At 59.8% G+C, this 26062-nt stretch carries 25 protein-coding genes; 14 read left to right on the forward strand and 11 right to left on the reverse strand.

Annotated elements, in window-relative coordinates; genetic code table 11:
• Positions 1 to 109: 109 nt before the first annotated feature.
• Positions 110 to 1072 carry a DMT family transporter gene (locus tag FKG95_RS26420; RefSeq protein WP_218940381.1) on the reverse strand — a complete coding sequence of 321 codons (963 nt, stop codon included), beginning with the start codon at positions 1070 to 1072 and terminating at the stop codon, positions 110 to 112.
• 239 nt (positions 1073 to 1311) lie between these two features.
• Here FKG95_RS26420 and FKG95_RS26425 point away from each other — a divergent pair, with 239 nt between their 5' ends.
• Both FKG95_RS26425 and FKG95_RS26430 read left to right on the forward strand, forming a co-directional pair.
• Complete coding sequence (locus tag FKG95_RS26425) at positions 1312 to 2055, forward strand: hypothetical protein (protein ID WP_142899461.1); 744 nt, start codon at positions 1312 to 1314, stop codon at positions 2053 to 2055.
• 106 nt (positions 2056 to 2161) lie between these two features.
• On the forward strand, positions 2162 to 3403 hold the full coding sequence (locus FKG95_RS26430; protein ID WP_142899462.1) for an NAD(P)/FAD-dependent oxidoreductase: 1242 nt from the start codon (positions 2162 to 2164) through the stop codon (positions 3401 to 3403).
• A 15-nt stretch (positions 3404 to 3418) separates the two neighbouring features.
• Here FKG95_RS26430 and FKG95_RS26435 read toward each other — a convergent pair whose 3' ends face one another.
• The 4 genes from FKG95_RS26435 to egtB form a co-directional block, all read right to left on the reverse strand.
• Entirely contained in the window at positions 3419 to 4378 is a 960-nt protein-coding gene (locus FKG95_RS26435) for an endonuclease/exonuclease/phosphatase family protein (RefSeq protein WP_142899463.1), read from the reverse strand.
• Between the two features lie 185 nt (positions 4379 to 4563).
• A complete protein-coding gene (locus tag FKG95_RS26440; RefSeq protein ID WP_142899464.1) occupies positions 4564 to 5403 on the reverse strand; it encodes a VOC family protein in 840 nt (279 codons plus the stop codon).
• Between the two features lie 251 nt (positions 5404 to 5654).
• Positions 5655 to 6629 carry an L-histidine N(alpha)-methyltransferase gene (gene egtD / locus FKG95_RS26445; protein ID WP_142899465.1) on the reverse strand — a complete coding sequence of 325 codons (975 nt, stop codon included), beginning with the start codon at positions 6627 to 6629 and terminating at the stop codon, positions 5655 to 5657.
• Complete coding sequence (gene egtB / locus FKG95_RS26450; RefSeq protein ID WP_246116910.1) at positions 6626 to 7903, reverse strand: ergothioneine biosynthesis protein EgtB; 1278 nt, start codon at positions 7901 to 7903, stop codon at positions 6626 to 6628. Before egtB ends, egtD begins: the two co-directional genes overlap by 4 nt.
• A 141-nt stretch (positions 7904 to 8044) precedes the next feature.
• On the opposite strand from egtB, the gene FKG95_RS26455 reads away from it, so the two are divergent.
• Entirely contained in the window at positions 8045 to 8980 is a 936-nt protein-coding gene (locus tag FKG95_RS26455; protein WP_218940382.1) for a LysR family transcriptional regulator, read from the forward strand.
• Between the two features lie 20 nt (positions 8981 to 9000).
• Here the strand turns inward: FKG95_RS26455 and FKG95_RS26460 are convergent, their stop codons facing one another.
• Positions 9001 to 9618 (reverse strand): GNAT family N-acetyltransferase, encoded by a 618-nt coding sequence (locus FKG95_RS26460; RefSeq protein ID WP_142899468.1) that lies wholly within the window; start codon positions 9616 to 9618, stop codon positions 9001 to 9003.
• Positions 9619 to 10089: 471 nt separating this feature from the next.
• Between FKG95_RS26460 and FKG95_RS26465 the strand changes: the two genes are divergently transcribed.
• The gene (locus FKG95_RS26465; RefSeq protein ID WP_142899469.1) at positions 10090 to 10473 is read left to right on the forward strand and encodes a YbaN family protein; all 384 of its coding nucleotides are present in this window, start codon (positions 10090 to 10092) and stop codon (positions 10471 to 10473) included.
• Positions 10474 to 10579: 106 nt separating this feature from the next.
• Here the strand turns inward: FKG95_RS26465 and FKG95_RS26470 are convergent, their stop codons facing one another.
• Positions 10580 to 11188 carry a c-type cytochrome gene (locus tag FKG95_RS26470; protein ID WP_142899470.1) on the reverse strand — a complete coding sequence of 203 codons (609 nt, stop codon included), beginning with the start codon at positions 11186 to 11188 and terminating at the stop codon, positions 10580 to 10582.
• A gap of 228 nt (positions 11189 to 11416) precedes the next feature.
• On the opposite strand from FKG95_RS26470, the gene FKG95_RS26475 reads away from it, so the two are divergent.
• Positions 11417 to 12181, forward strand: a complete 765-nt coding sequence (locus FKG95_RS26475) for an META domain-containing protein (protein WP_142899471.1) — start codon at positions 11417 to 11419, stop codon at positions 12179 to 12181.
• A 45-nt stretch (positions 12182 to 12226) separates the two neighbouring features.
• On the opposite strand, the gene FKG95_RS26480 is transcribed toward FKG95_RS26475, so the two are convergent.
• Positions 12227 to 13363: a DUF481 domain-containing protein gene (locus FKG95_RS26480; protein ID WP_142899472.1), complete on the reverse strand. Its 1137-nt coding sequence runs from the start codon at positions 13361 to 13363 to the stop codon at positions 12227 to 12229.
• A gap of 161 nt (positions 13364 to 13524) precedes the next feature.
• Here FKG95_RS26480 and FKG95_RS26485 point away from each other — a divergent pair, with 161 nt between their 5' ends.
• The 6 genes from FKG95_RS26485 to FKG95_RS26510 all read left to right on the forward strand — a co-directional run bounded on the left by FKG95_RS26485 (position 13525) and on the right by FKG95_RS26510 (position 21527).
• The gene (locus FKG95_RS26485; protein ID WP_142899473.1) at positions 13525 to 14076 is read left to right on the forward strand and encodes a DUF2199 domain-containing protein; all 552 of its coding nucleotides are present in this window, start codon (positions 13525 to 13527) and stop codon (positions 14074 to 14076) included.
• Positions 14077 to 14272: 196 nt separating this feature from the next.
• Positions 14273 to 14902: a YopT-type cysteine protease domain-containing protein gene (locus FKG95_RS26490; RefSeq protein WP_142899474.1), complete on the forward strand. Its 630-nt coding sequence runs from the start codon at positions 14273 to 14275 to the stop codon at positions 14900 to 14902.
• Positions 14903 to 15190: 288 nt separating this feature from the next.
• Complete coding sequence (locus FKG95_RS26495) at positions 15191 to 16903, forward strand: NAD(P)H-dependent oxidoreductase subunit E (protein ID WP_142899475.1); 1713 nt, start codon at positions 15191 to 15193, stop codon at positions 16901 to 16903.
• Positions 16903 to 19689: a formate dehydrogenase subunit alpha gene (gene fdhF, locus FKG95_RS26500; protein ID WP_246116911.1), complete on the forward strand. Its 2787-nt coding sequence runs from the start codon at positions 16903 to 16905 to the stop codon at positions 19687 to 19689. Before FKG95_RS26495 ends, fdhF begins: the two co-directional genes overlap by 1 nt.
• Before the next feature lie 302 nt (positions 19690 to 19991).
• Positions 19992 to 21083: a class II fructose-bisphosphate aldolase gene (gene fbaA, locus FKG95_RS26505; RefSeq protein ID WP_142899476.1), complete on the forward strand. Its 1092-nt coding sequence runs from the start codon at positions 19992 to 19994 to the stop codon at positions 21081 to 21083.
• Between the two features lie 183 nt (positions 21084 to 21266).
• The gene (locus FKG95_RS26510; RefSeq protein ID WP_142899477.1) at positions 21267 to 21527 is read left to right on the forward strand and encodes an HP1242/YdcH family protein; all 261 of its coding nucleotides are present in this window, start codon (positions 21267 to 21269) and stop codon (positions 21525 to 21527) included.
• A gap of 61 nt (positions 21528 to 21588) precedes the next feature.
• On the opposite strand, the gene FKG95_RS26515 is transcribed toward FKG95_RS26510, so the two are convergent.
• Positions 21589 to 22011 carry a GFA family protein gene (locus FKG95_RS26515; protein ID WP_142899478.1) on the reverse strand — a complete coding sequence of 141 codons (423 nt, stop codon included), beginning with the start codon at positions 22009 to 22011 and terminating at the stop codon, positions 21589 to 21591.
• 23 nt (positions 22012 to 22034) lie between these two features.
• Complete coding sequence (locus FKG95_RS26520) at positions 22035 to 22856, reverse strand: CmcJ/NvfI family oxidoreductase (protein ID WP_142899479.1); 822 nt, start codon at positions 22854 to 22856, stop codon at positions 22035 to 22037.
• 154 nt (positions 22857 to 23010) lie between these two features.
• Between FKG95_RS26520 and gcvA the strand changes: the two genes are divergently transcribed.
• Positions 23011 to 23967, forward strand: a complete 957-nt coding sequence (gene gcvA, locus FKG95_RS26525; protein ID WP_142899480.1) for a transcriptional regulator GcvA — start codon at positions 23011 to 23013, stop codon at positions 23965 to 23967.
• A 309-nt stretch (positions 23968 to 24276) separates the two neighbouring features.
• On the opposite strand, the gene FKG95_RS26530 is transcribed toward gcvA, so the two are convergent.
• On the reverse strand, positions 24277 to 24510 hold the full coding sequence (locus FKG95_RS26530; protein ID WP_142899481.1) for a YjiS-like domain-containing protein: 234 nt from the start codon (positions 24508 to 24510) through the stop codon (positions 24277 to 24279).
• Between the two features lie 306 nt (positions 24511 to 24816).
• On the opposite strand from FKG95_RS26530, the gene FKG95_RS26535 reads away from it, so the two are divergent.
• Complete coding sequence (locus tag FKG95_RS26535) at positions 24817 to 25380, forward strand: GNAT family N-acetyltransferase (RefSeq protein WP_142899482.1); 564 nt, start codon at positions 24817 to 24819, stop codon at positions 25378 to 25380.
• Positions 25381 to 25425: 45 nt separating this feature from the next.
• Positions 25426 to 26061, forward strand: a complete 636-nt coding sequence (locus FKG95_RS26540) for a class I SAM-dependent DNA methyltransferase (RefSeq protein WP_142899483.1) — start codon at positions 25426 to 25428, stop codon at positions 26059 to 26061.
• The last annotated feature ends 1 nt before the right edge of the window (position 26062 follow it).

Genomic DNA, 26062 nt, shown 5'->3' on the forward strand with positions numbered 1-26062 from the left:
GGCCTCTGGCATAGCAGGAAGATGAAGCTTACCGGCTTGCGATTCACTCCGATCCTTGCGGTCAAATCGAAAAACCGCTGTCTTCAGGTGGAACTTGCCTTTCAACCACTCACGGCAGGACGTGGTCCTTTTCCCGTGGCCGCGGCATCGGGCCGGCGTCGGGCCGGGCGTTGCGGGTGCTGGAGACCGGTGCGGTATCGGAGACCTCCGCCCGGTTTTCACGCCATACGACGAAGAGACCGCTGCCGATGATGATGCTTGTGCCCGCCGCAACCCAAAGGTCGGGAACGTCGCCGAAAAGGAAGAAACCGAAGGGGACCGCCCAGATGATCTGGGAATACTGAAAGGGTGCCACCATGGCCGCCGGTGCGGCACGAAACGCGCCGATGACGCAAAGCTGCGCCACCATGCTGAGCAAGCCAACCGAAGCCATCAGGCCGAGGTCGGTCAGCGGCATGGGCACATAGACCCAGGGCAAGAGCATCGCCATGAAGAGAATGTTCGCCAGCATCGGAAAGAGAATAAGGACGGCACTGCGCTCCTCGGAGCCGATCTTGCGCACGATGATCCCCGAGAAGGCGCTCGCAGTAGCCGCCGTGAGCGCCGCCGCGTGCCCCAGGCTGAAATCGCTGTAACCCGGCCGCAGGATCACGAGCACGCCGATCAGGCCCACGAAGACCGCGATCCATCTGCGCAGACGCACGGTCTCGCCCAGCAGCGGCACGGACAGGGCGGTGATCATCAGAGGCGTGGCGAAGAGCAACGCATAGGTCTCCGCCAGGGGCAGCACCGAAAAGGCGTAAAAGGCACAGACCATGGAGGTCATCATGGTAAAGGTGCGCACCACCACCAGCCAGGGATGGTGCGGCCGCAGATTCGCCTCGGAACGGTCGACCAGCAGCATCACCATGACCGGCACAAAAGCAAAGAGCACCGAGAAGAAGATGATCTGAAAGACCGCGTAGTTGGCGCCCAGGCTTTTAATCACCGCGTCGTGGGTGGCGAATACGCCGTAGGCCAGCATCGCCATGCCGGCGCCCCGGCCACTCGCGGATATCTTTTTCTCTTGCACGGCTGTCCCGGTCTTCTTGCTTATGCAAATGTGGATTTGACGCTGAGGTCAATCGGGTAGAGTCTATTGCAGTCGCCCTTACGCCGATAGGGGTGATTGCAGAAAGATCGGATTTTTACAATGATGATTCCTTAGGGCCTGCTGACAATCGCCCGCAGTGCCGCTTTCGACACTTGCGTTCGCGAGAGCATGCCGCTACAGGACTCCCGTTTCACCAATCAAGCGAGTGTTATTGCAACATGACGGCCATCAATTCGCCCCACGACGAGTCTTTGGAACTGACCCGGACCTTCACGCTCGTGATCCCTATTCTTCTGGTCGTCGTTCCCTTTGCCGCGCTGTTGATCGGCGAGGACTACAGTTTTTACCGCACCCGCATGATCACCGAGGCCGGCCTCATTGAACACGCCACGGTGCTCTTCAGCGTTCTCGGCTTTGTCTTCGCCCTTCTGGTGGTAGCCAACCGGAAGTCCTGCCCGCGCCCCTGGATGACTTATTTCATGCTGCTTTTCGCGCTCGGTTTTTTCTACATTGCGGGTGAGGAGATCAGTTGGGGCCAGCACCTCTTCAAATGGGACACCCCCCAGTGGATCGGAGAAGCCAACCGCCAGAACGAGACCAATCTGCATAATCTGCATCTCTCGCTCGACCGGATCCCCAAGACTATTATCGGCGTCGGAATCGTGCTCTCAGGTATTGTCTGGCCGCTCTTCAGCCATTACCGGGGCGTGAAGATCGAGAACGTCGAAGGTGACTGGTATTGGCTCTGGCCGAACTCCGTCGTGCGGGTGACGGCGGTTTGTTTCCTGATCGTCTGGCTGCTGGACCGGCTGATGGTTCAAACCGATTTGCTCAGCGGCGAAGGCTACAGTATCGGGTTTCAGGAACATCGCGAGATGATCATGCTCTACTTCCTCTTGCTGTACACCGCGTCGATCTATCTGCGCGTGAAAGCCCGCGGGGAGACGGCCGGCTCATCCTGAAGAGACCCCTAGGCCTGAAGAGACCGTCAGGTCTAAAGAGACCATTGGAAGGAAATACGATGGCGGCGTTTCAGGGAGTCTGGCGGTTGGCGCTTGATCCGCGGGCATGACCTCGCGCGCGCCTCTCGTGGTAATCGGCGGCGGCCAAGCAGCGGCTTCCATGATCCTGAAACTGCGGTCCCTCGGCGACGAGCGCTCCATCGTCCTCTTTAGCGATGAACAGCACGCACCCTATCAACGCCCAAACCTGTCAAAAAAGTACCTGCGGGGCGAACTCGAATTGAGCGACCTGATGGTGCGGCCCTCGGAATGGTATCCGGCACACGCGGTCGAACTTAAGCTCGGGCAACGCGTCAAGGCCATTGAGCGGGCGGAAAAGCGGATCCGCTTGGCCGACGGGTCGACTCAGGATTACAGCGACCTTGTTCTGGCAACCGGCGGCGAGCCGCGCCGCTTGCCGGCGGCGATCGGCGGTGAGCTGTCAGGGGTTTACACGCTGCGCGATGTGGCCGATGCCGACAAGCTTGCCCCGCTCTTCACTGCCGGCCGGCGCCTTACCATTATCGGCGGCGGTTACATCGGCCTGGAGGCCGCTGCGGTCGGCGCACAGCTCGGCCTTGAGGTCACGCTGGTCGAGATGGCCGAACGCATATTACAGCGCGTCGCCGCACCGGAAACCTCAGACTACTTTCGGGTACTTCATCAGGGGCACGGCGTGCGTATTCTTGAAAGCACGCAGTTGATCTGCATGACGGGTGACGCCGGCCGGGTCTCGCAGGTCGAGCTTTCGCAAGCAGGCCATCCGGAGACCGAAACACTTGCGGCCGACTTCGTCATCGTCGGTGCTGGAATCAATCCGCGTTCGGAACTGGCGGAAGCCGCCGGACTTGAGGTAAACGGCGGGATCGTGGTCGACGCCGCCTGCCGCAGCTCGGATCCCAGCATCCTGGCCGCCGGTGACTGCGCAAGCTTTATCTGGAACGGCCAGCGCACGCGGCTGGAATCGGTGCAGAACGCAACAGATCAGGGCGAGGCTGTTGCATCAACACTTGCCGGTCACGAGACCGACTACCAGCCCGTGCCCTGGTTCTGGTCGGATCAATACGACGTGAAACTTCAGATCGCCGGCCTGAACAGAGGCTACAGCGATAGCGTCATCCGTCCCGGCACCCGGGATCAAGCCATATCAGTCTGGTACTACAAAGATGAGCGCTTGCTTGCGGTCGATGCCATGAACGATGCCCGCAGTTTCATGACCGCCAAGCGGCTCCTGCAGAAGGGTATCTCGCCCACCCGCAATCTCGTTGCGGATCCGCAGAGCGATTTGAAAGCTCTGCTGCAAGCCTGATTGCGCGGATTTGCTCTACTGCTCTTGCGCGCGGCCGTCTTCGGGCTCAAACCCCAGGCGCGCAATCACCGGCAAATGATCGGATCCCACGTAGGGCCCCCGCTTTATGCTGTAGGTTGCCATGCCAGGTGCCGCAAGCACATGATCGATGGGCAGGCCCAACCCGGGCACCCACTTCAGCGAGGGGCGGTAAAGTGTCAGGCGCAGGCCTTCAATCACCGAAGCGCGCGCAGCGCCTCCAACCCGGTTAACCGAGTGGCTCCAGGGTGCCGCATTGAAGTCGCCGCCGACTACGACAGGGCCGGGCAGAGCCTGCAAATGCGCCTCCAGACGATCGAGCTGCGCGCTCTGACCAAACGGAAAAGGCCACTTCAAATGCAGGCTCGCGACCGTAACGGGACGATCGCCGACCATCACCCGGATCCAGCCAAGTCCGTCCCCAACCACGCACCCCCGTCTGGAGCCGGTTTCCTGCTCAAATGGAAGACGCGAGAAAACCGCAACGGCCCCGACGCGCCCAAACTGGCAAACCACGTTGTAGGGATAGTCTTTGAAAAGTCTGGCAACCTCGACCCACACGTAGGAAGAGACCTCCTGTAACGTTACAACATCAGCGTTTTTCTCGCGAATCATCGTAATGGCGTCACGAACGTTTCGATTGCGGAAGTTGAGATTGAGTTGAACAAGCGTAAAGGCCGGCTCACTGTCGGGCATGGATGACGTGTGCGCCGCAGGCAGTGCCGGCGCCAGACCGCCAATTCCCGGCAGGATCAGCGCAGCGGCCAACATCGCATGAACCGGTGCGCGCAGCAGCCCAAGCGCGACTGCCGAAATAGCCAAGGCCACCAAAAGGTGAAAGCGGAAGTGCGCGAAGGAATCCGCGACCGGGAACCAGGGGGCCAGAAAGCCAAACGCCAGGGCTGCCGCTAAAAGCGCCGCTCCCCAACTGATCAGCACAAGCAGAACGGCCTTCAACCTGAAACTCCGCGCCCGCTCATTTATACTCAACCGGTCAGTCAAAATCCCGTCTCATCTTGCCGCAAACACCCTTAATAGCCTGGAATAGAGGCCCGTTTCCCGCATTGATACGAGCCTCTACACCTTGGAACCGAGGGCAATAACGTCAAGATGTGGCGATCCTAAGGCAGGGCCGCCGGCAATTATGAGATCTCAATCCATTCGATGAATATGCCACAGGCTGCCGCGGCCGGCGTGGTTACACGCGGCTCGCGCGACGTGAGCGCAATTCCGACGAACACCGGGCTGCACTCGCTCGTGAGCTTCAGGGAAGAATCGCGCTCCATTGCGGCCTCAGGGGTCAGAATACGAACCTCCTGCCCTGCCCCACAGGCAACCGCCTTGCCGCCATCAATGCCCGAGACCTCGCCATCGAACATCCTGGAGACAAAAGCCGCATCCCGTGCCGGATCCGGCGACGCGATGTAAACCGCGCAGATCACCTGGGCGCCGTTTTCGTGCTGCTGAAACTCGGGTTTCCAGAAGTACTGCGGCGCCCGGTTCTGGCAGACGAAAAAGGCGATCTCCGGCATATCAGGCGAGGTCGCGAAGGTCAGAGAGAAGGAAACCGTCACCTCGTCACCACCCGGCAGACGCGCCTTCCTGTCGAAGTCGAAGACCTCGTAAGTCGGAACGCCGGCCGCGTTGAAACGGGCGGCGTCGGCATGGGCATCCTCACCTGCAAAAACCAGCATCGAGATCCCCTCGCGTTCCTCCAGAAGCGCTTTACTCTGGCCGCCGAAGCTGAAAAACGGCGGTTCCTTTGAGAAGTCATGCGGTTCCAGCTTGTCAGGACGGTCAACCTCGAGAATTTCGATGAAGTTTTTGCCGGCGAATTGCGCAATACGGTTAGAGGTTCCCATGCGGTCTTCGTGGGTGGCCCGCGGCGTCAGTGTAAAGCCGAGCTCTTGGTAGACTGCAGCGGCGGCATCCAGGTCATGGACCGCTAGAACAATATGATCGATCGGACGTCCTGTATTCATTCTTCTCTTCCTCCCTACGGTCGGCACAGCACCTCACTGCAGAAGCATGTGCAACCACGGCCACCAAAGTGCCGTCGCCCGTTCGGGCGTCAGCTCACTTTATTGAAATTACGAAATGAGTCTCTCTGGAAATGTAGAACATCACCTGCCAGCGCAGGTGACTGCCCTCATCGTGACTCTCTAGTACCGATTTGGTCAGCGATCAGTCAACAGCTGCTTGTCTGAAGAGGGCCAGCCTCGAAGAGCATCGGTCAGCCGAACATCTGAACCGAGAAGAGTTTTTGAGGATCTTCCCACACCCGTACCGGCCGCCAGCCGCAGTCTTCGGCCAGGCTTTGCAACCCCGGCACCGAGAATTTACGGGAGTTCTCGGTGTGAATGCTCTCGCCCCCGGCAAAATCGAAGCTTTTGCCGAGCAGCGTAATGGATTGAGCGATGTCGCTGACGAGATGCATCTCGATCCTGCTGTCCGCATCGTTCCAGACCGCTTTGTGGCTGAATCGCTCCAGGTCGAAATCTCCGCCCAGTTCACGATTGATCCGCGCCAAAAGATTCTTGTTGAAGGCCGCCGTCACGCCCGCCGAATCGTCATAGGCCGGGATGAGAATGTCCGGGCTCTTGCGAAGATCGGCGCCAATCACCAGCATACCGTCCTCGCCCAGCTGGCGGCGAGCACGCCTGAAAAAGGCTGTGATTTCATCGTCACTAAGATTGCCGATCGTCGAACCCGGAAAGAAGCCGAGCCGTCTTTGCGCGGTTTGCAGCTCTGTCGGAATCTCGAGATCGGAAAGAAAGTTCCCGATAATCGGGCGCATGGCGATCGCCGGATATTCGCGCGCCAGATTCTCAGCAACCCCTCTCAGGAACGCCGCGGAAATGTCGACCGGCGCATAGTAAAGCGGTGCTTCCAACGCATCGAGGAGCAGACGGGTCTTGACCGCGGCCCCAGCCCCATATTCGATCATCGCAACCCGCGGCCCGGCGAGACCACTCAGCTCCAAGGCACAGGCCGTCAGAATCTTCGCCTCCGTTTTGGTGGGGTAGTACTCAGGCAGACCGGTGATCGCTTCAAAAAGCTCCGACCCGCGCGTGTCGTAAAACCAACGACAGGGCAGTTCCTTTTGGGGCTTCGAAAGTCCGGCCAAAACATCGCTGGCGAAGACTTCATCGATGACTGCGGGCTTTGCACGCCGCAGTCCGGCCTCGGGCCGTTCCAGGGTGCTCATAGGTCGTCCGCGAGCCTGAGGCCGGAGAATTGCCAGCGTTTGTCGGGCTGAAAGAAGTTCCGATAGGTCGCGCGGACATGACCGCCCGGCGTCACGCAGGAACCGCCGCGCAGAACATACTGGCCGTTCATGAATTTGCCGTTGTATTCACCCACCGCACCGGCCGAGGCCTTGAAGCGTGGGTAAGCCGTGTAGGGACTCTGTGTCCATTCCCAAACGTCGCCGAAAAGGCTCAAGAGCTCGTCATCACCCTGCCCGGCCACGGGCGGTTTCGGACGCAGGCGGCCGCTGTCCGCAAAGTTACCCTGCAGCTTATGAAGGGAAGCAGCATGTTCCCACTCGACCTCTGTGGGCAACCGCCGATCCGTCCAGCGCGCAAAGGCATCGGCTTCGAAATAGCTGACGTGACAAACAGGTGCGGCAGGGTCGACCGGCTGCATCCCGCGCAGGGTCATGACCTGCCACTCGCCCGCGCGGTCTTCCCAATAGAAGGGTGCGTTCCAGCCGCGCTCGTTTGCAATGGCCCAGCCGTCCGAGAGCCAGAGAGTCGGTGTCCGGTAGCCGCCATCGGCCATAAACTCGAGCCACTCACAGTTCAGGACAGGACGCGACGCCAGCTTGAAGGGCCGGATGATGGCGTCATGGCGCGGCCCTTCGCAATCGAACGCAAATCCCTCACCTTCATGGCCAATCTCGGCCATCGCGGCGTCAAAGCTTTTCCAGCTCAGCGCGGCGGGACCTTCTTCGTCAACTGCCAGCGGTTCGGGAGAATGAAAGGCAGGTCTGAGAGGATTCTGGGCAAAAAGATGCAGGATGTCGGTAAGCAGCAATTCCTGGTGTTGTTGCTCGTGATTGAGGCCAAGCTCAACCAGATTCAGAATGTCTTCTGCCGGTTCGGTCTCCAGCAGACGCAGCATGGCGCCGTCAACATGCTCCCGGTAAGTCCAAACCTCTTCAAGCGACGGCCGGGTCAACATCCCACGGCGCGGGCGCGGATGGCGTGCCCCAACCTGTTCGTAATAGGAATTGAAGAGATAACAGAAAGAAGGGTCGAAGGACTGGTAGCCAGCAAGCTGCGTTTCGAGCAGAAAGGTCTCAAAGAACCAGGTGGTGTGGGCCAGGTGCCACTTGGCGGGGCTGGCGTCCTCCATCGATTGTACGGTCGCATCGGCGTCGGAGAGACCACGCGCGAGAGCAAGTGTTTCGTTTCTGACTTTGAGGTATGACTCGCCCAACGCCCCGGACCGCCGGGCGGACTGCAGTGACTGACTCACGGGATGGCTCCTTTTGGGTACTCGGTTCTCACAGTCGGGTCGCCGCCCCGTCGAATGCCTCGCCATATTGAAGCTTCCATTTGCTCACGCAACGACCATATCTCGAACAATGTGGTTCAAATCTGTTACAGTGGAAATCGTGTGACCAATTGGGATGATCTGAAGTTTTTTCTGGCACTGGTGCGGCACCGGTCGGTCCGGACAGCCGCAACCTCGATTGGTGTCAGCCACTCCACCGTTGCGCGGCGCATTGTCGAGCTGGAGGGTATGATGGGCGTGCGGCTCTTCGACCGGACGGCGGAAGGCTACGCGCCGACAGCAGCCGGCGAGGAAATGATCGAGGCCGCTGAAAAGGTCGAAGAAGAAATCGCGGGCATCGAGCGCAGGGTCTTGGGTACCGACGCCAAGCTCTCGGGTGAAATACGCGTCACCATGCCGAACGTGGTGGCCGAGGGACTGCTGATGCCGGACTTCGTGCGCTTCGGCCGGGACTATCCCGATATAGATCTGAACATCATCACATCTCATGACTTCGCTGACCTGACCCGGCGTGAGGCCGACGTGGCGATCCGGCTGGTGCGGATCGGCCAGAGCCCGCCCGAGCATCTGGTCGGACGGCGTATTGCCCGCTTTCACAGTGCCGCCTATGCGACGCGGGAGTATCTGGAGAGCGTGTCGCTCGAGACCGATCCGGCGTCAGCGCGATGGATCGGCTGGGGCGACCGGGAGGCCTTTCCAGGTTGGGTCAAGAACAGCGCTTTTCCCCAGACACCAGCGCGCGACCGGATCAACGACGTCATGGTTCAATATCAGGCGACCCGTCACGGGATGGGTCTCGCCCTCCTGCCCTGTTTCCTGGGTGACCTGGACCCCCTGCTCAACCGCGTCGGATTGAGTCCGCCCAAGCCCAACTTCGATATCTGGCTGCTCAGCCACCCCGATCTGCGCGACACGGCCCGGCTGCGCGCTTTTCGTGACTTCATTGCCGGTGCGATCGCGGCGAAACGGGATCTGATCGAGGGCCGTTTGCCGAAGCGCGAAAGCCGTCAGCTCGAAACATTCGGCGCCGGTTCATAGCGCGGCGGCGAAGCTGAACCTCAGCTCTCTGAATGAGAGCCGCTGCCTGGCTGCGTGTCCCCGCCCTTCTTCGCCCCATCGCTCGCTTTTACATCATCCCCCGACTTGTGATCATCAAAATGCTTACTCATCCTGATAGCCGGCAGAAGGGAGCCGTTGGAGAGTTCAACAACGGAGTTATCCAGTTTCCTGTAACCGTGCGAAGCGTAAAAATTCACGGCGGAGAGAATGGTCACCAGTTCGGCGGAATGATACCCGGCCAGTCGGATATCTTCCTCGGCGGCGTTCAATATGGCGGTTCCGACACCGCGCCGGATGTAGTCCGGATCGACAAAAACCGTACAGATGCATGGCGGCAGAAACTTCGATTTCTGCGCCTCCAAGTCGGATGCCGGCCGCCCCCTGCGGTCACTCCAGCCGCCGGAACCGATAATGTGGTTGTCTTGTTCCACGACATAATAGGTTCGGCGGTTGATCAGATCCTTGTCGAGGCCCCCGATTTCACGGATGTAACTGCTGAGCAGCAAGTCCTTGTGAAACGCGAGCCCCAATTGATGGGTGCATTCGACCTGAAGCGCAACGACATGGACCTCATCCGCAGGGGTTGCAAGACGGCACTGCCAGTGTTTTAGGGTCATTTTAATCTCATTCTGTTATCAACACCGCGTTCAGTGCCGGATGTGACCAGACAACGATTCAAAGACGAAAAAAATTCCTCAAGGCAGAAAAAAATAGCTTGGCCGCGCAAAAGGCGGTTATCAACCACCTGGAGGGGGTCTTCGAGTTTCGTTTAGAACGCAAGGCAAAGCCACGTTTTGGATCGTCATCGGGACTTGAACCTGTGATCGTGAGTGTGCAGTTGCGCTTCATTGGTTCAATGATGGCCTGTTGATAGTCAGGTTGACGCCAGCCGCAGGGAATCGAAAACTGCCCTGCGCGCTTTCGCCCTGCGACTTATTCGGCCAACCGGGATTAAGCTCCCGCGCCGGGTTTTGCGGCTGAAGCTTGTCACCGGTTCCTGACGCAGGTCTTTGGCCGATATCAGGCTGGTCTTGACCGCGCGCGTGTCTCGCGCGACGGAAGACCGGCGGAAATTGAGGGGAGCAAGAGTGCTCGTAAGCAGCGCACGTTTGTTTTGGCAGGTCGCCGGTCTGATATCCCTTGTGCTCGGGGTGATCGGAGTTTTCCTGCCGCTATTGCCGACAACGCCCTTCGTGCTTTTGTCCGCCTACTGCTTCAGCCGCGGGTCGCAGAAACTGCACGACTGGCTGCTGGCGCACCCTCGGCTCGGCCCGCCCATTCTGGAGTGGCGCGATCACGGGGCGATCTCGAAGAAAGCGAAATGGATGGCGGCCATTGCCTTGATCCTGGCTTTCGTGATCGCCTGGCTGGGCGGTGCGCCAAAAGAGGCTCTCATGCTTCAGGTCGCCGTTTTGCTTGGGGTTGCGATCTTCATTTTTACGCGTCCGAGCCCGCCTGCGGACGAATTGTAACGGCCTTACTCAACGATGCGAGGAAGCGGCAGAGGTCTCCGGTGGAGATCCTCTGCCAAAATCGCGCGAGCCTGTGACGTGCTGCAAAGACCGGTGCAGGCTGGCGTCAGTCCGCCGTGTCGCTGTCCTCGCTGTCGGGGAAGCCTTCCAGCAGCCGCTCCGGCCAGCTCTCGTCTTCCCAGTAGGGTTCGTTGAGCATCCAGTCCCACATGGGCTCAGGCACATCCTCCAGAGTGAAATCCGATTGTGCGCCTGCGTCACTGGCGAAGACCGCAAGGTCGACGAGGTCATTGGCGGTGAGCTCGATCTGGTAGCCAAGCTCGATGGCCTGCAGGTCAAGCATGGCCGGAGCCCCGCGCCACATGCGCGCGACGAAATCGAGCGGATCGACCGCGGGCACTTCGTCGCCTTGTTCAAACGCGATGGCATCGAGCGCGGGCGCAGCGCGACCGCCAACTCCGTTGATCGAATGGCAGATCACACAGCCCTTGGAAACGAAGAGCTGCCGGCCATGCGCGACGTCCGCCAACGGCAGCACCATGGCCTGGGGAGACGCCGGTTGCATATCGCTGGATGCCTCCTTGGAGTCACTGGCCGCGTAGGCCGGCATCCGGTCCGTCACCGTATCGCTCATCAGCAGCACGCCAAAAGCAGCCAGACTCAGCATCGCCGTTTTGGCACAAGTTCCCGTTTTGGTGTGTGTCTTTTCCGTCATCAATTCGCAGCCTCTCTATGCAGGTATTGCCAGGTGGAAGCGGGTCACAGCCTCCGTTAATAAGGTGACGCGATAGAGGATTCAGCGCATTGATCTCGCTCAGTTCCCACAGGCGTCGCTTCAGCATAGACTTATGCATCACAACTATGGATCTTCCTACCCGGAAATCCCAAGTGTTGGGGGCACAAAGTCCGATCAGGCTCGCATCAATCAAGATGGAGACTTCGCATGAAACCGACCTATGCCATCGCAGCCACAGTCTTAGTCATCACCCTTTCCACAAGCGCCTCGGCCGCTGAGTCTGCACTCGACGAATGTTGGGCCGGATCCGATAATCAGCTCGAACTTGGAGATTGCCTGCGCACGCTGAAAAGCGACGTCGACGGAAGCCTCGCGAATAGCTATGACGAAGCTTTGGAGGCGCAGGCGGAAATCGACGATATCGTCGGCCAGCGGCAGGCAAGCCGTACACTGCAACGCGCCCAAAAGGCCTTCGAACTCTACCGCGATCTGAACTGTCACCAGGACGAGCTGCAGGCCGGTGCGGGCACCGGTTCCGGTGATTTCTTTTTGGGTTGCTGGATCGACATGACCCGCGAACGGATTGCGCAGCTGGAGCGCCTTTTGCCGGAACCTGATGAGACGCTCAGCGTAGTCGGCGACTGGTTCGTCGACAGTCTGAATGGCGGCAAGGTGATGCCGGGCACCCGCCTTACCCTGGTGATTGAGAGCGAGGACCGGGTCGGCGGCGACGGCGGATGCAACCGCTTCTTCGGCCCCATGGAACTGGATCCGGTAACCGGGCCGGAGGGCAGCATCGAGATCGGTCCTTTGGGCGCGACCCGCAAAGCCTGCGGCGACATGATCGACGAGCAGGAAATGCGGTTCCTGAATGCGCTGGACAGCTCGGAACAGTTTGCAATTACGGGCGACAAACTCTCACTGAAAGACGGGGAAGGCAGTCTTCTGGTCCGCTTCTCTCAGATGCAATAGCCGGACATTGCGGTTCGACGGATCGGAGAGACTTCGGCACATCCCTCAAAAGTCATAAACGATCGACGCGCGGGTTGTGGTGTCGGTGCTTTTCGTATCTTCGGGCACGTTGCTGCGGTAACGGGTGTTCAGTGAGAGCTTGCCCGAAAGCTTCTCGACAATCCGCAGCTTCACGCTTGCATCGTTCTCCAGCGTGACCCGTTCCCGATCCCACAGCACCTCGGTTTCATTGGCCAGCAAAGCGTTCTCCGAAACCTGCCAGCTGACATCGTTGGTAAAGCGAGCGCCCGGCGCGGTCTCGCTCTCGTCGCTATCCGAGAATTCGGCATAGCGCAGGCTGGGACCGGCCGTGACTTCCCATGTCACGGGATCTCCCTCGAACAGACGCACCCCCAGGCCAGCGGAGCTCAAGGTCTCGAAATCGAAACCGCTGAAACGATCATCCGTGTAGTTGGCCAGGCCAAATGCAAAAAGCCTGTCCGTGATTTCGTAATTGACCTCGTACTCCAGCACCGCACGCTGCTCGAGGGTTTCGGCCTCGCTTCTGAGATAAGAAGCCTCCGCCTTACCCTTGTGTTCCCAGCGGTCCGGTTTGTAGCCGAGCTTCAACTGTCCTTTTACGCCCGCGTTCTCCGTGTTGCCGGTGCGCAGGATGCCGCCGAAGTCCACACTGCCGGTAAAGGCCGGGTTGGAGGGTGCTTTCGCTGCAGGTGCCGCCGCCGGTTCCGGTGGGGCCTCGGTATCAGGCGCGGGTATAGGCGCCACTCCGGCAGTAGTGGCCGGGACTGCCCGCTGGGTCAGGGCTCTGCCGGGCCCGGACGGGTCAGGTTTCGCGGCCAGACGGGAACCCACCAGCGCGGCAGCCCAATCGGGCCTCAGGACAATGGCGAGGCGCAGGATCGCGGGTTGCTGTTCGGGGTTCGTCTCGAGTGCCTGCCGGACCGCCGCGTCAAAGGCGTTGGGATCCGCGGAAGCGGCTGCCCGCTGAAGCGCATTGGCAAGTGGCGCATCCAGGGGCGTTTCAGTCCTAAGCTGGCCGGCCTGATGTTGATCTGCCTGATGTTGATCTGCCTGACGTTGGTCTGCCTGAGATTGCTCGGCGGTCAACACTGGCGATGCGGCAATGGAGACGATGATAACCGGAAGGAAAAATCGGCGGCGCAGCCTTAAGAAATCGATCATGGGACCGGACTATAGGGACAAAAAGAAACCCTCGCCTGTGCCCTCTTTGTGATGCCGGTTGAAAGGCTTAGGCATATCCCGCAAAGGCTCGCGACGCTCAGCTATTCTTAAACTCTTCCTGTGCATATTGCCGGAAACACAACACGCTCAGGAAAGATAAAATGGCTTTGAGTTGGTTAACCGCAGGTAGCGACCCTTTCAAACCCTTTGAATTCCAGTGTGATCTCTGCGGAGACCTGCACAAGGGATCGCCCTCATTCGCAAACGATGCGCCTTATAGTTACTATCGCTTAACCAAGAGCGAGCGCACGACGCAGGCGCAACTGACCGAAGACACCTGCGTTATCAACGGCGAGAGCTTTTTCATCCGGGCCACCCTGGAGATCCCCATCGACGACGCGGAAGACCCCTTTTGCTGGGGTGTCTGGGTAAGCCAGAGCGAGAAGAGCTTCAACCGCTACATCGATACCTTCCACGAGAACCAGGCCGAAGACGGCAGCTTCGGCTGGCTGGCGGTCACCATGCCCGGTTACAAGCGCACCGGCGAGGGCGAACCTCTCGAGCATCTTGCCTGTAACGTCGAGTGGCAGGACAAGGGCACGCGCCCGCTGGTGTTCCCCCACGAATGCGACCACCCGCTCTACGGCGACGTGGTCGACGGCATCTCCTGGGACCGCGCGGTCGAGCTGGCGAAGCAGATCCTGCATCCCTGACCTTCCGGCAGAGCACTTAATTGGCGCGTCATCACCGACCGCGTTCATACATTTTTGTATAGGCATACGTCTAAAACTGACTCATCAAAATCCCTGACCCGCGCACCAACATCTCGAGTCGGATGCCGCAACGTCATGGCCCTTAACTCAGCAGTTTTGCTGATGGGTTGCTGCGGCCAAACAACGGGAGGTTTCGATGGATTTGAATGACTTTGTGGTATTCGCATTTCAGCAGAAGGCTGTGCTGGCGAAAAGCTACGACGATAGGACCGCAGACAAGGGAGTTTGCGCGGGCCTGGTCATACGCTTCGCTCAACTCTACTACTTGGGCGTTCGCGTCACCGAGGACTTGATGACGAACAACGTTTACTACGCAAAACTGGTACAGGATAAATTCGACGAGAAGTTTAAGGAGGGCGTCAGGGAACACGACGTTTATGCCGAATTCAAAGCCCTGACCGGGGTCAGCCCCTACACCGGGTTCATTGCGAAAGCCAACGCCGCCGACCCAAACGTCGAGAAAACACTCGCTGTCAGCACAAGTGCGCCTGGCAGAGCCCACTACATCGTCTTAAATTTCGCCAAGGGCGGCGCTCACGCCGTTGGGATCGCCGTGAACCCGGACAAGAGCTGGCAGGTCTTCGATCCCAATCTAGAGTATTTTGAAGGAGAGACCCATGAGGGTCTGACTGAGTTCTTCACCAGCCTGTCGAAGCTGTACGCTCAGCTCCAACACACGGTTTCCGAATGGGAAAACATTAGCCTGATAAAGCATCCAGGTTTTCCGACTCTCATGAGTTTTCTTAAAAGCAAAGGTTTAGAGTGACCTGACACTCTTTTGACCATGAGGGCTCATCCCGCGCCGAGAGCCTTCGAACGCCAGTGGGCATCACAGGAGGGCATCGCAGGTGAGCCCTCAACCTAAAGTCATGTTTACAGGGCGCTTATTGCTTAAACGGCAATGTAATCAGCTTCCCCTATTACCTCATTCGAAATAGCGATTTGCTTATTTTTCCGGCATCTCGGCAATATTGCTTGAGATTCAGCATGCCAGGGGAATCAGGCGTGCGCTGAAATAAGCCGCTGCGAAGCGGTAGACAGAGGTGGAGAGAAGATGGCGCAGGGCGCAGCAAGTGGAGTGACAGGGGCGAGCGGTAAGATTCATCCCGGTTCCGGACGGCGGAAGGCACCGGCCTTCAACAAGGGCCGTCAACTCGATCCAAGAGACCTCGATGAGATCCTGGAGCTGCTCGACGAGCGCTCGACCCAGCGGGATCTGCTGATCGAACACCTGCATCTGATTCAGGACAAGTTCGGCAGCCTGAAGGCCGGGCATTTGCATGCCCTGGCCGACATCATGAAGCTGCCCATGTCAGAGGTTTACGAGGTTGCCTCGTTCTATGCCCATTTCGATATCGTCCAGGACGGCGAGAAAGTCGATCACGAGATCACCGTGCGGGTCTGCGACAGCCTGACCTGCGAGCTGAAGGGCGCGCAGGCTCTGCTCGAAGGCCTCAAAGCCAATTCCGGTGCGTCGATCCGCGTGGTCCGCGCGCCCTGCATGGGCCGCTGCGACACGGCGCCGGTCGCCGAGGTCGGGCATTATCATGTCGATAACGCCAACGTCGAGAACATCACCAGCGCGGTCGAAAGCAAACACACTCACCCGGAAATTCCCGCCTACAAGGATTTCGAAGCTTATCAGAACGACGGGGGTTACAGCCTGCTGCGCGACTGCCTCGCCGGGCAAAAGACCCCCGACGAACTGATCAAGGTCATGGAAGACTCCGGCCTGCGCGGTCTGGGCGGTGCGGGCTTCCCCGCCGGCCTGAAATGGAAGATCGTGCGGCAGCAGCCCAAACCCCGCCTCTTCGCCATCAACGGCGACGAGGGCGAGCCGGGCACCTTCAAGGACCGCTTTTACCTGGAATCCGACCCGCATCGCTTCCTGGAAGGCATGCTGGTTGCCGCCTGGGCGGCTGAGGTCGAGACCATCTACGTTTATATCCGCGACGAGTATCCGGCCGTCATCGAGATCCTGCAGCGGGAAATTGCCAAGCTGGAGACGGCGGGCCTGACCGCCGGACGGCGCATCGAAGTGCGCCGGGGCGCGGGTGCCTATATCTGCGGCGAAGAGTCAGCGATGATCGAATCCATCGAAGGCAAGCGCGGCCTGCCCCGTCACAAACCGCCCTTCCCCTCCGAAAAAGGCCTCTTTGGTCTTCCGACCCTGACCCATAACGTCGAGACGGTTTACTGGGTGCGCGATCTGGTCGAGCGCGGCCCCGAGTGGTTTTCCTCCGAAGGCCGCAACGGCCGTAAGGGTTTGCGCTCTTTCTCTGTCTCCGGACGGGTCAAGTCGCCGGGTGTTAAACTGGCGCCAGCGGGCATAACCGTGCGCGAACTGATCGAGGAATACTGCGGCGGCATGGCCGACGGCCACAGCTTCAAAGGCTACCTCCCCGGCGGCGCATCTGGCGGTGTTCTGCCGGCTTCCATGGGCGATATCCCGCTCGACTTTGGAACGCTCGAGGAATATGGCAGCTTCATCGGCTCCGCCGCCGTGGTGATCCTGTCGGATCAGGACAATATGAAGGATGTGGCACTCAACCTCATGCGCTTCTTCGAGGACGAGAGCTGCGGCCAGTGCACGCCCTGCCGCAACGGAACGGAAAAAGCCGTCAAACTGATGTCCGAACCCAAGTGGGATCAGGACTTGCTCAACGACCTCTCGGTCGTGATGCGCGACGCCTCGATCTGCGGGTTGGGCCAGGCCGCGCCGAACCCCCTGCTCACCGTGATGAAATACTTCCCGGAGGATCTGTGATGTCCGGAGGAAACGACACCATGACTTCAGCCGTCACTTTCAACCTCAACGGCCAGGACGTGACCGCCCAAGACGGCGAGACCATCTGGCAGGTGGCGCAGCGCCAGGGCGTGGAGATCCCGCACCTCTGCTATTCGCCGGAACCCGGCTACCGGGAAGACGGCAACTGCCGGGTCTGCATGGTGGAGATCGAGGGTGAACGTACCCTCGCCGCCTCCTGCATCCGCACCCCGACCGAGGGTATGAAGGTCAACACCGCCAGCGACCGGGCCAAGAAATCCCGCGAACTGGTGTTCGAGCTGCTGGTCGCCGATCAGCCGGCGCGCGAGGTCGCGCATGATCCGGAGTCCAAATTCTGGAACTGGGCCTCGGACATCGGCGTCACCGAAAGCCGTTTCCCGGCCAAAGAGCATCATGCGCCCGATATCAGTCACACGGCCATGTCCGTGCATCTGGATGCCTGCATCAACTGCGGCCTCTGCGTGCGCGCCTGCCGCGAGGTCCAGGTCAACGACGTCATCGGCATGGCCTACCGCGGCGGACATGCGAAGGTCATCTTCGACTTCGACACCGAGATGGGTGAAAGCACCTGCGTGGCCTGCGGCGAATGCGTTCAGGCCTGCCCGACCGGCGCTCTCATGGAGTCTTCCCTACTAAACGATCAAGGCGTGCGCACGGAGTTCGAAGACCGGGATGTGGACACGCTCTGCCCCTTCTGCGGTGTCGGCTGTCAAACCACGGCCCATGTCAAAGACGACAAGATCATCTCTGTCGACGGACGGGACGGACCGGCCAACGAAAACCGGCTCTGCGTCAAAGGCCGCTTCGGCTATGACTACATCGACCACGCGGGCCGCCTGACCAAACCGCTGATCCGCCGGGACGATGCCCCTAAGGACTGGCAGGCCGAGATGCGGGATGGCGACTATAGCGCCGTCTTCCGGGAAGCCACTTGGGAGGAAGCCCTGGAACGGGCCACCGGCGGTCTGAGAGCTATCCGTGACGAACACGGGCCCTTCTCCATGGCCGGATTCGGTTCCGCCAAAGGCTCCAACGAGGAAGCCTACCTCTTCCAGAAGCTGGTGCGCACCGGCTTCGGCAGCAACAACGTCGATCACTGCACCCGGCTCTGCCATGCCTCCTCCGTGGCCGCCCTGATGGAGACGGTCGGTTCCGGCGCGGTATCGGCGCCCTTCACGGCCATCGACGATGCGGAATGCGCCATCGTCATCGGCGCGCGGCCGGCGCAGAACCACCCGGTGGCGGCGACCTACTTCAAGCGGGCGGCCAAGCGCGGCACCAAACTGATCATCATGGATCCGCGCGGCCAGAACCTCTCGCGTTACGCCAGCCACAGCCTGCAGTTCAAGGCGGGCCGCGACGTGGCTCTGCTCAATGCCATGCTCTACACGATCATCGAGGAAGAGCTCTACGATCGGCAGTACGTTCAGGCCAACACCGAGGGCTTCGAGGAACTCCAGGAGCGGGTAAAGGACTATTCGCCGGAAGAGATGGAGAAGGTGTGCGGCATTGAAGCCGCCGTCATCCGGGACGTCGCGCGCACCTATGCAACCGCCCGCACCTCGATCATCTTCTGGGGCATGGGCATCTCCCAGCATGTGCACGGCACCGATAACTCGCGCTGCCTGATCACGCTGGCGCTGATCACGGGCCAGGTCGGCCGGCCGGGCACGGGGCTGCACCCCCTACGCGGTCAGAACAACGTTCAGGGTGCGTCCGACGCCGGCCTGATCCCGATGTTCTATCCGGATTACCGCTCGGTCGAGACGGACGAAGTGCGTGAATCCATCGAATCCTTCTGGGGCAAACCCATGGATCCGAAACGCGGCCTGACCGTGGTGGAGACCATCAACGCAATCCACGACGGCCAGGTCAAAGCCATGTACATCATGGGCGAGAACCCGGCCATGTCCGACCCGGACCAGAACCACGCCCGGCAAGCGCTCGCAAAGCTCGAGCATCTCGTGGTTCAGGACATTTTCATGACCGAGACCGCCTGGCATGCGGACGTGATCCTGCCGGCCTCGGCCCATGCCGAAAAGACCGGTACCTTCACCAACACCAACCGTCAGGTCCAACTGGCCCGGCAGGTCGTGCCCCCACCCGGCGAAGCCCGTCAGGACTGGTGGATTACTCAGGCCCTGGCCCAGGGTATCGGCCTCGACTGGAGCTATCTGCACCCCAAGGATGTCTTCGCCGAGATGGCGCAGGTCATGCCGTCGCTGAACAACATCACCTGGGACCGCCTGGAGCGCGAGGACTCGGTTACCTACCCTTGCGATGCGCCGGACGAGCCGGGCAACGAGATCATCTTTGTTAACGGCTTCCCCACCACCAGCGGCCGCGGCAAGATCGTTCCAGCCAAGCTGATTCCGCCGGATGAGCTGCCGGACAACGACTATCCCATGGTCCTGACCACGGGCCGGATGCTCGAGCACTGGCACACCGGCGCCATGACCCGCCGGGCCACCGCGCTCGACATGCTGGAGCCGGAAGCCGTCGTGATGGTGAATGCGCGCGATATTCTGCGCATGGGCGTGGAGCCGGGTGATTACGTTCAGGTCCAGACCCGGCGCGGCACGATCCTGCTCAAGGTCCGCCAGGATGGGGACGTGCCCGAGGGAATGCTCTTCATCCCCTTCTGCTTCGCGGAGGCCGCGGCCAACGTCCTGACCAATCCGCAGCTCGATCCCTTCGGGAAAATTCCCGAGTTCAAGTTCTGCGCAGCCCGGATCGAACCGGTGCAGGCGGTGGCGGCACAGTAGGCACAGGTCCGCCACAGAGAGTAAGGCCGCTGACCGGTTTGGTTAATTTCGAGAGCCCTCGATAGATCAGGACAGGATTTATCGGGGTCTTCGGCGGTGAAGTGTAATCTCGGTCATATTTAACGCGCGACGCTGCGAGAATCGCGTGCGTTGGAGCGCCTGGTCAGATAAATTCCGGCCATCGCGCAGTCCTGCCCGGCAAGACTGTGCCCAAACATACTGAATCAATATCTGTCGGCCAGCCGTGAGCCCGCCCGAATGCAGTCGGCCTAACGGTTCCGCCACGAGAATATGGGGTTGAGATGTCAGCTGTACCTTCAACGAAAACGACCGGCCTGGAAGCGGGTGTGGTCACCGGATCCGACTATTTGGCCCTGGTCAAGGCATGCAAGGACGGCGGTTACGCGCTGCCTGCGGTCAACGTCGTCAATACGCATGGCTGCAACGCCGTCCTGGAAGCCGCGGCGGCGGCCGGCTCGGATGTCATCATCCAGCTTTCCGGCGGCGGCGCGCAGTTCTTCGCCGGCAAAGGCATCAAGGACAGCGAGCAGGCCAAGGTTCTGGGGGCGATCTCCGCCGCCCGCCACGTCCACACGGTCGCCAAGGCTTACGGCGTCTGCGTGGTTCTGCATACGGACCACGCGAACCGCAAGCTGATCCCCTGGGTCGAGGGCATGATCGCAGCCAGTGAAGAGGAGCACGCCCGAACCGGCCGTCCCCTCTTCTCCTCCCATATGCTGGACCTCTCCGAGGAGCCGATCGAGGAAAACCTTGCGGAATGCGCACGTATCCTGAAGCGCCTGGCGCCGATCGACATGAGCCTGGAAATCGAGCTGGGTGTCACCGGCGGCGAGGAAGACGGCGTCGGCCAGGACGTCGATCAGATCGACAACAGCAAGCTTTACACCCAGCCGGAAGAGGTCATGCGGGCGCACGAGTTGCTCTCGCCGATCGGCCATTTCTCGGTCGCGGCTGCCTTCGGCAACGTTCACGGTGTCTACAAGCCGGGCAATGTGGTCCTTCGTCCCGAAATCCTGGCTCACTCCCAGGAGCTCGCACAGAAAACGCTGGGTGGCGCCGACAAGCACTTCGACTTCGTATTCCACGGCGGCTCGGGCTCCGAGAAAGCCAAGATCACCGAGGCTGTCGGCTACGGCGTCTTCAAGATGAACATAGACACCGACACGCAGTTCGCCTTCGCTGAAGCCGTCGGCAAGTACGTCGAAGAGAACGAGCGGGCCTTCAAGTACCAGATCGATCCTGAGAGCGATAAGCCCTATAAAAAACAGTACGACCCACGCGAGTGGCTCCGCAAAGGCGAGGTCAGCGTTGTCGAACGCCTGAAGCAGGCTTTTGACGATCTGGGTTCGACCGGGAAATCCCTCGCGGGATAACGCAAGCCGGTTCAGTCCTCGCAGAAACGAGGCCGGTTTGGCATTTTCTTACGGGAAATGCTGAACCGGCCTTTTTCTTCGGAAGCATCCGGGTGCCACTCTCCGAAGTTGAGCCACATCAAAGCCCGCATCTCTCCATCCACTACACTTCTTTACAATAATCACACGGCAAAGCGAGATGATATGTACGGAGAACACCACGACCTGAGGCACGACCTTCCGGAGCACGAAGACGCCATCCATGCGCTGAAAATCTCGAACGCCCATTTTGCGAAACTCTTCGACGAATATCACGAAGTCGATCGGGAAATCCGCCGTATTGAGCAGGAAATCGAGGCCCGTGGCGATTTCGCCATGGAAGATCTGAAGAAACAGCGCATTCAGCTGAAAGACGAGCTCCTGGCGATGATCCGGGCCCATGAAATTGCAGAGGGCACGAATTAATCGCTGCAAAGCCCAACAGAGTCGGGGTGCCGCCAGTTCAAGGAGAATGATCCGGCGGCACCTAAGGCCTCAAGGCCTCCAAGTCGTCTTGCCCGGCGACCGGAACGTCATCCGCTATCTGGTAGTAGTCGCCCTTGGTATCCGCATAAATATGACAAGCCACGCTGAGGCCCGTGGGTGAATCAAGCGTGCCCGCCATGATGGAAAAGAGTTCATCGCCATGCCGCCGCCAGAACAGGCTGCTGCCACAGTCCCTGCAGAACCCTCGGCTCGCAGTCTCGGACGAACGGAACCAGGCAAGCCCGTCTTCGCGTTTCAAATGCAAGCGATCCCAACGCCCCTGGGTCGCTGCCACGTAGTGCCCGGAGGTTTTCCGGCATTGATTGCAGTGACAGGCAACCACCGGCCGCAAGGGACCGGTGATTTCGTAGTTGACCGCCCCGCAGAGACAGCCGCCTGTGTAGAGTGTCTGGTCCTTTGTCATGTGCCCCCGGCTTATGATTCCCGTTAAACGTCCAGATCGAAGAACGCCATGGTTCGGATTTCGATCGACTTGCGGGGCGGCACGAAGCCGGCCGCGCGCGGCAATTCGAAGGCCGTATGCGGACTAAAGCGGGCTGTCCCCTCGCCTCCCGAATCGTAACCAGCCGAATCGTAACCTTTGATCAGCAGGACTTCCTCCGGTGTCATCTCCGGGAAATGCAGCCAGCGATGCTCCGGATTGTAGGCGACGCTGTAGATCTCCCCAACCCGGTCCGGAAAGATGAGATCGGTGGCAACCAGATCTTCCGGTGCCAGGGTACGGGCATCGATCAGGGCCAAAGGTGACGTCTTCACTGGGTTCTCCAGGGGCCGCCAGACGTTGACTTGCGCGACGCGGCCCTCCAGCGCTTTTGCCGCCTTCGCTTCGCCGAGCAGATCGATGCTTCGCTGTGCGATGGACTTTGGCGTGTAGTCGTTGTGCACGTGCCGGGCGGGGCCACGGACTCCGTCCTCCGGCGCATCGACCCGAGTCGTATGATCGAAAGGAATCACCAAGGAGGCGCCGGTCTCGGACTTCACCAGATCGACGACCTCATCGTAGTATCGGCTCTCGACCTCATGACTGTCGCTGAAGTCCTTTACACCGGTCGGGTGATGGAGCAAGGCAAAACCCTCGGCGCTCAGGGAGGGGGTCTCCTCCAGTTCACGGGCATTAAAGATGGGCACGGATTGCGCAACGTAATCAGCGGACCGCTCCGGCTTGTCACCCGCCTCACCGATATGAATAACCGGACGCGCCGCATCGCGGACTATGTAGCTCACCTTACCAATGACATTATCCAGCATCTGCTTTCTCCAGGTCTCGTGAAGAGAGGCTCACACCAAATGGCGCATAGACCTCTAGATTCTCTCAAACAGGATCTAGAGATGTGTCGCCTGGCGGCGATGGACAAACGAGATCTTCTTCTGTATTAATTAGTTTTTCTAATCAATAAAGCGCATGAAATATAAGCTTCCACCCCTGAATAGCCTCCGTGCCTTCGAAGCGGCCGCGCGCCATCTCAGCTTTCGTCAGGCAGCCGAGGAGTTGAACGTCACCCCGGCTGCTGTCAGCCAGCAGATCAAACAACTGGAAGCCACGCTGGGGGTCCAGCTTTTCATCCGGACCACGCGCGCCCTTGCCTTGAGCGAAGCGGCCCGCGCCGCCCTGCCCGCCATCCGCAACGGCTTCGACAGCCTCCACGAGGGCATGCGCAGCCTGCAGGCGCATCATGATCCTGGAATCCTGACGGTGAGTGTGAGCCCCTCGTTCGGCATGCGATGGCTGCTGCCCCGGCTGGAGCACTTCCAGCAGTCACATCCTGACATCGAAGTCAGGATCGACGCCTCGAACCAGTTGACCGATTTCAGCCGGGGGACCGTGGATGTCGCCTTGCGCTATGGCAAAGGCGAATATGGGAAGCTTACCAGCGAACTGCTGATCGAGGACGTGGCCTTTCCGGTCTGCAGCCCGGCGCTTGTCGCACCGCCCAATAGACTGAGCAAACCGCAGGATCTGGGCGAACAGGCCTTGCTGCACGTCGATTGGGTCATGGAGAGCGAATCTGCGCCGACCTGGCCGAGATGGCTTGAATATGCCGGTGTGACAGGCGTGGATACGACACGGGGCATCCGCTTCTCCATGGACGATATGGCCGTCAGCGCGGCGATCAGCGGCCTGGGTATCGTCGTGGCCGCGCGGGCCTTCGTGATCGCGGATCTCGCGGCGGGACGGCTGGTCAAGCCCTTCCCCGGCAACCTGGATATGCCGACGGCGTTTCATCACTATGCCGTCTACCCGCCGCAGAACGCCAGGCAGCCGAAGATCAAAGCTTTTATGGAATGGGTCCGGGGCGAAGCGGCCGAGGACAAGGCCCTATACGAGACACTCCCGAAGCAACAGAACGTCGCCGGGTAAAGAATCAAAAAACCGGCACGGATCAGATCCAGTGCCGGTTTCTTCCGAAGTCCCCGCGCTGTGCGGGCTTTCGTCTTGTCTCACCATCAGGCGAGAGCCTGTTTGGCAGATGCCTCGACCTACGTCGATTGCCATCCACCATCAGGCAAATGCGGTGACGAGCAAACCCACGATCACCAGTGCGGCAACATAGCCGAGGCCGGTGCGGGTCACGACACCCCCAGAATCATCAGAACCGAACATAATCATATCCTCCTGCCACCGAACGGCGCGCCCAACTGGCGCCACCGTTCCAAAGCCGGGCTGCAGTTATGCAGCGTGGGCACCGGAAACAGAAACCCGGCGACCAGTGCGCGTTGCACCGGCGGGATAGGCTTCGTTGACGATCCGGGAGATATCCGCACGCGAAATGCCGATGTCGTTCAGGGCACGGGAGTCCATAGCTTCCATGTCACGACGCAGTTCGTTGCGCTTCTGCAGACGCCACAGCGGGTCGATGATGTAGGCGTTGATCAGGCCGCGCAGGCCAAAAGTCTCAGTCATTGTTTCTACTCCATAAAAAACTGCGTTTTCGCAGTTGCACACTGAAGCCTATTTCTTTCTTTTCTATTGCGTTTTCAAGATGAATTCGCATGCAATGGTGCATTGCAGTATTGCGGCGCCTGCATAGCTCGAGACGAAATGGCGCAATTCCGTATTTTCGTTAGTTAACAAGGCGTTAATCTTTAATTTTAAAGCGAACAAGTCAAAAATAAATTCAGCCGTGCATAGCTCTCTCCCAGGTGCAAAACACCGGGCCCGTCGGCCTTCAGGCTCGAACCCCGGCCTTGGGTGGTCTAGTCTGGAAAAATGGTGAGCAGTCGCACATCTGAAAGCCGTTCGGCGGCGCGTCCGGAGGTCGAGCTGCGCAATGCGGATTCCCCAACCGATCTCGATGCGGTGATCGGACTCTGCCGGGATTTTCGGGCCTGGCTCTGCACGCGCTACCCCGAGCACGATTGGGAAAATGACCCCTTTTACGCCCCTGCGCGCTGGGAAGGCCTCATGGAACGCCTTCACCGCCTGCATGCGCGCCCTGTGGGATTTATTCTCTTGGCATGTCTGGACGGCCAGCCGGCGGGCTGCGTCATGCTGCAGAGGCTTGAGCCCGGGGTCTGCGAGATGAAGCGGCTGTTCGTTGATCACGACTGCCGCGGGCACGGCATCGCCCGGGCCCTCTGCCGAGGCCTTATTTCGGAAGCCAGAGCGTTGGGATATCGCACCCTGCGCCTGGATACCGGCATTCGGCATCACGAGGCGCAGGCTCTCTATGCCGCCCTTGGATTCCGGCAGATCGAACCCTATTACGATTGTCCGCCGGAACTCCGCGATGTGATGCAATTCATGGAATTGGACCTGTTCTCTGTTCCGTGAGATACCACTCTTGGTAAGCTAAAACCTCGATGAAAGGTGGCGCTGATGACCGGAAAAGAGTCCGACAACCCGCTTGCAAGCATTTACGAGACCGGTGACGAAGCCGCACTGGAAACCGAATACGACAAGTGGTCCGTCAGTTACGACGCAGACACCGCCGGCAGCGGTTACCGCCTGCCCTTCCTGCTCACGGGGTTCGTGGCCCGGCACATCCCTTCGACAGAGGCTGAAATTCTGGACGCCGGTGCGGGTACGGGCCTCGGTGGCGAGAGTCTGGCCGTGCTTGGCTACCGCAATCTGACCGGCATCGATCTCTCCCGGGAAATGCTCGATCAGGCAGCTAAGACGGAAGCCTATCGTGACCTGATACAAATGAAGCTCGGCAGCGCGCTGGCCTTTGACGACCGGCAATTCGACGGCGTGATTTCAACAGGCGTCTTTACCGAAGGCCATGCGCCGGCGTCGAGCTTCGACGAGTTGCTCCGGATCACCCGGCCGGGCGGCCACATGATCTTCAGTGTCCGCGATGACATCTATTGGGAGCGAGGATTCAAAGAGAAGCAGGATAGCCTGGCAGACGCCGGCAAGTGGAAACTGGTTGAGCAGAGTGAGGCGGTGCGTGCCTACACCATTGGCGAACCGCATTTGCGTGTGATTTTTTTCGTTTACCAGGTCGCGTGAT

Origin of the sequence: Denitrobaculum tricleocarpae (genome assembly GCF_007004665.1) — a bacterium.
Taxonomy (GTDB): Bacteria; Pseudomonadota; Alphaproteobacteria; order Kiloniellales; family Kiloniellaceae; genus Denitrobaculum; species Denitrobaculum tricleocarpae.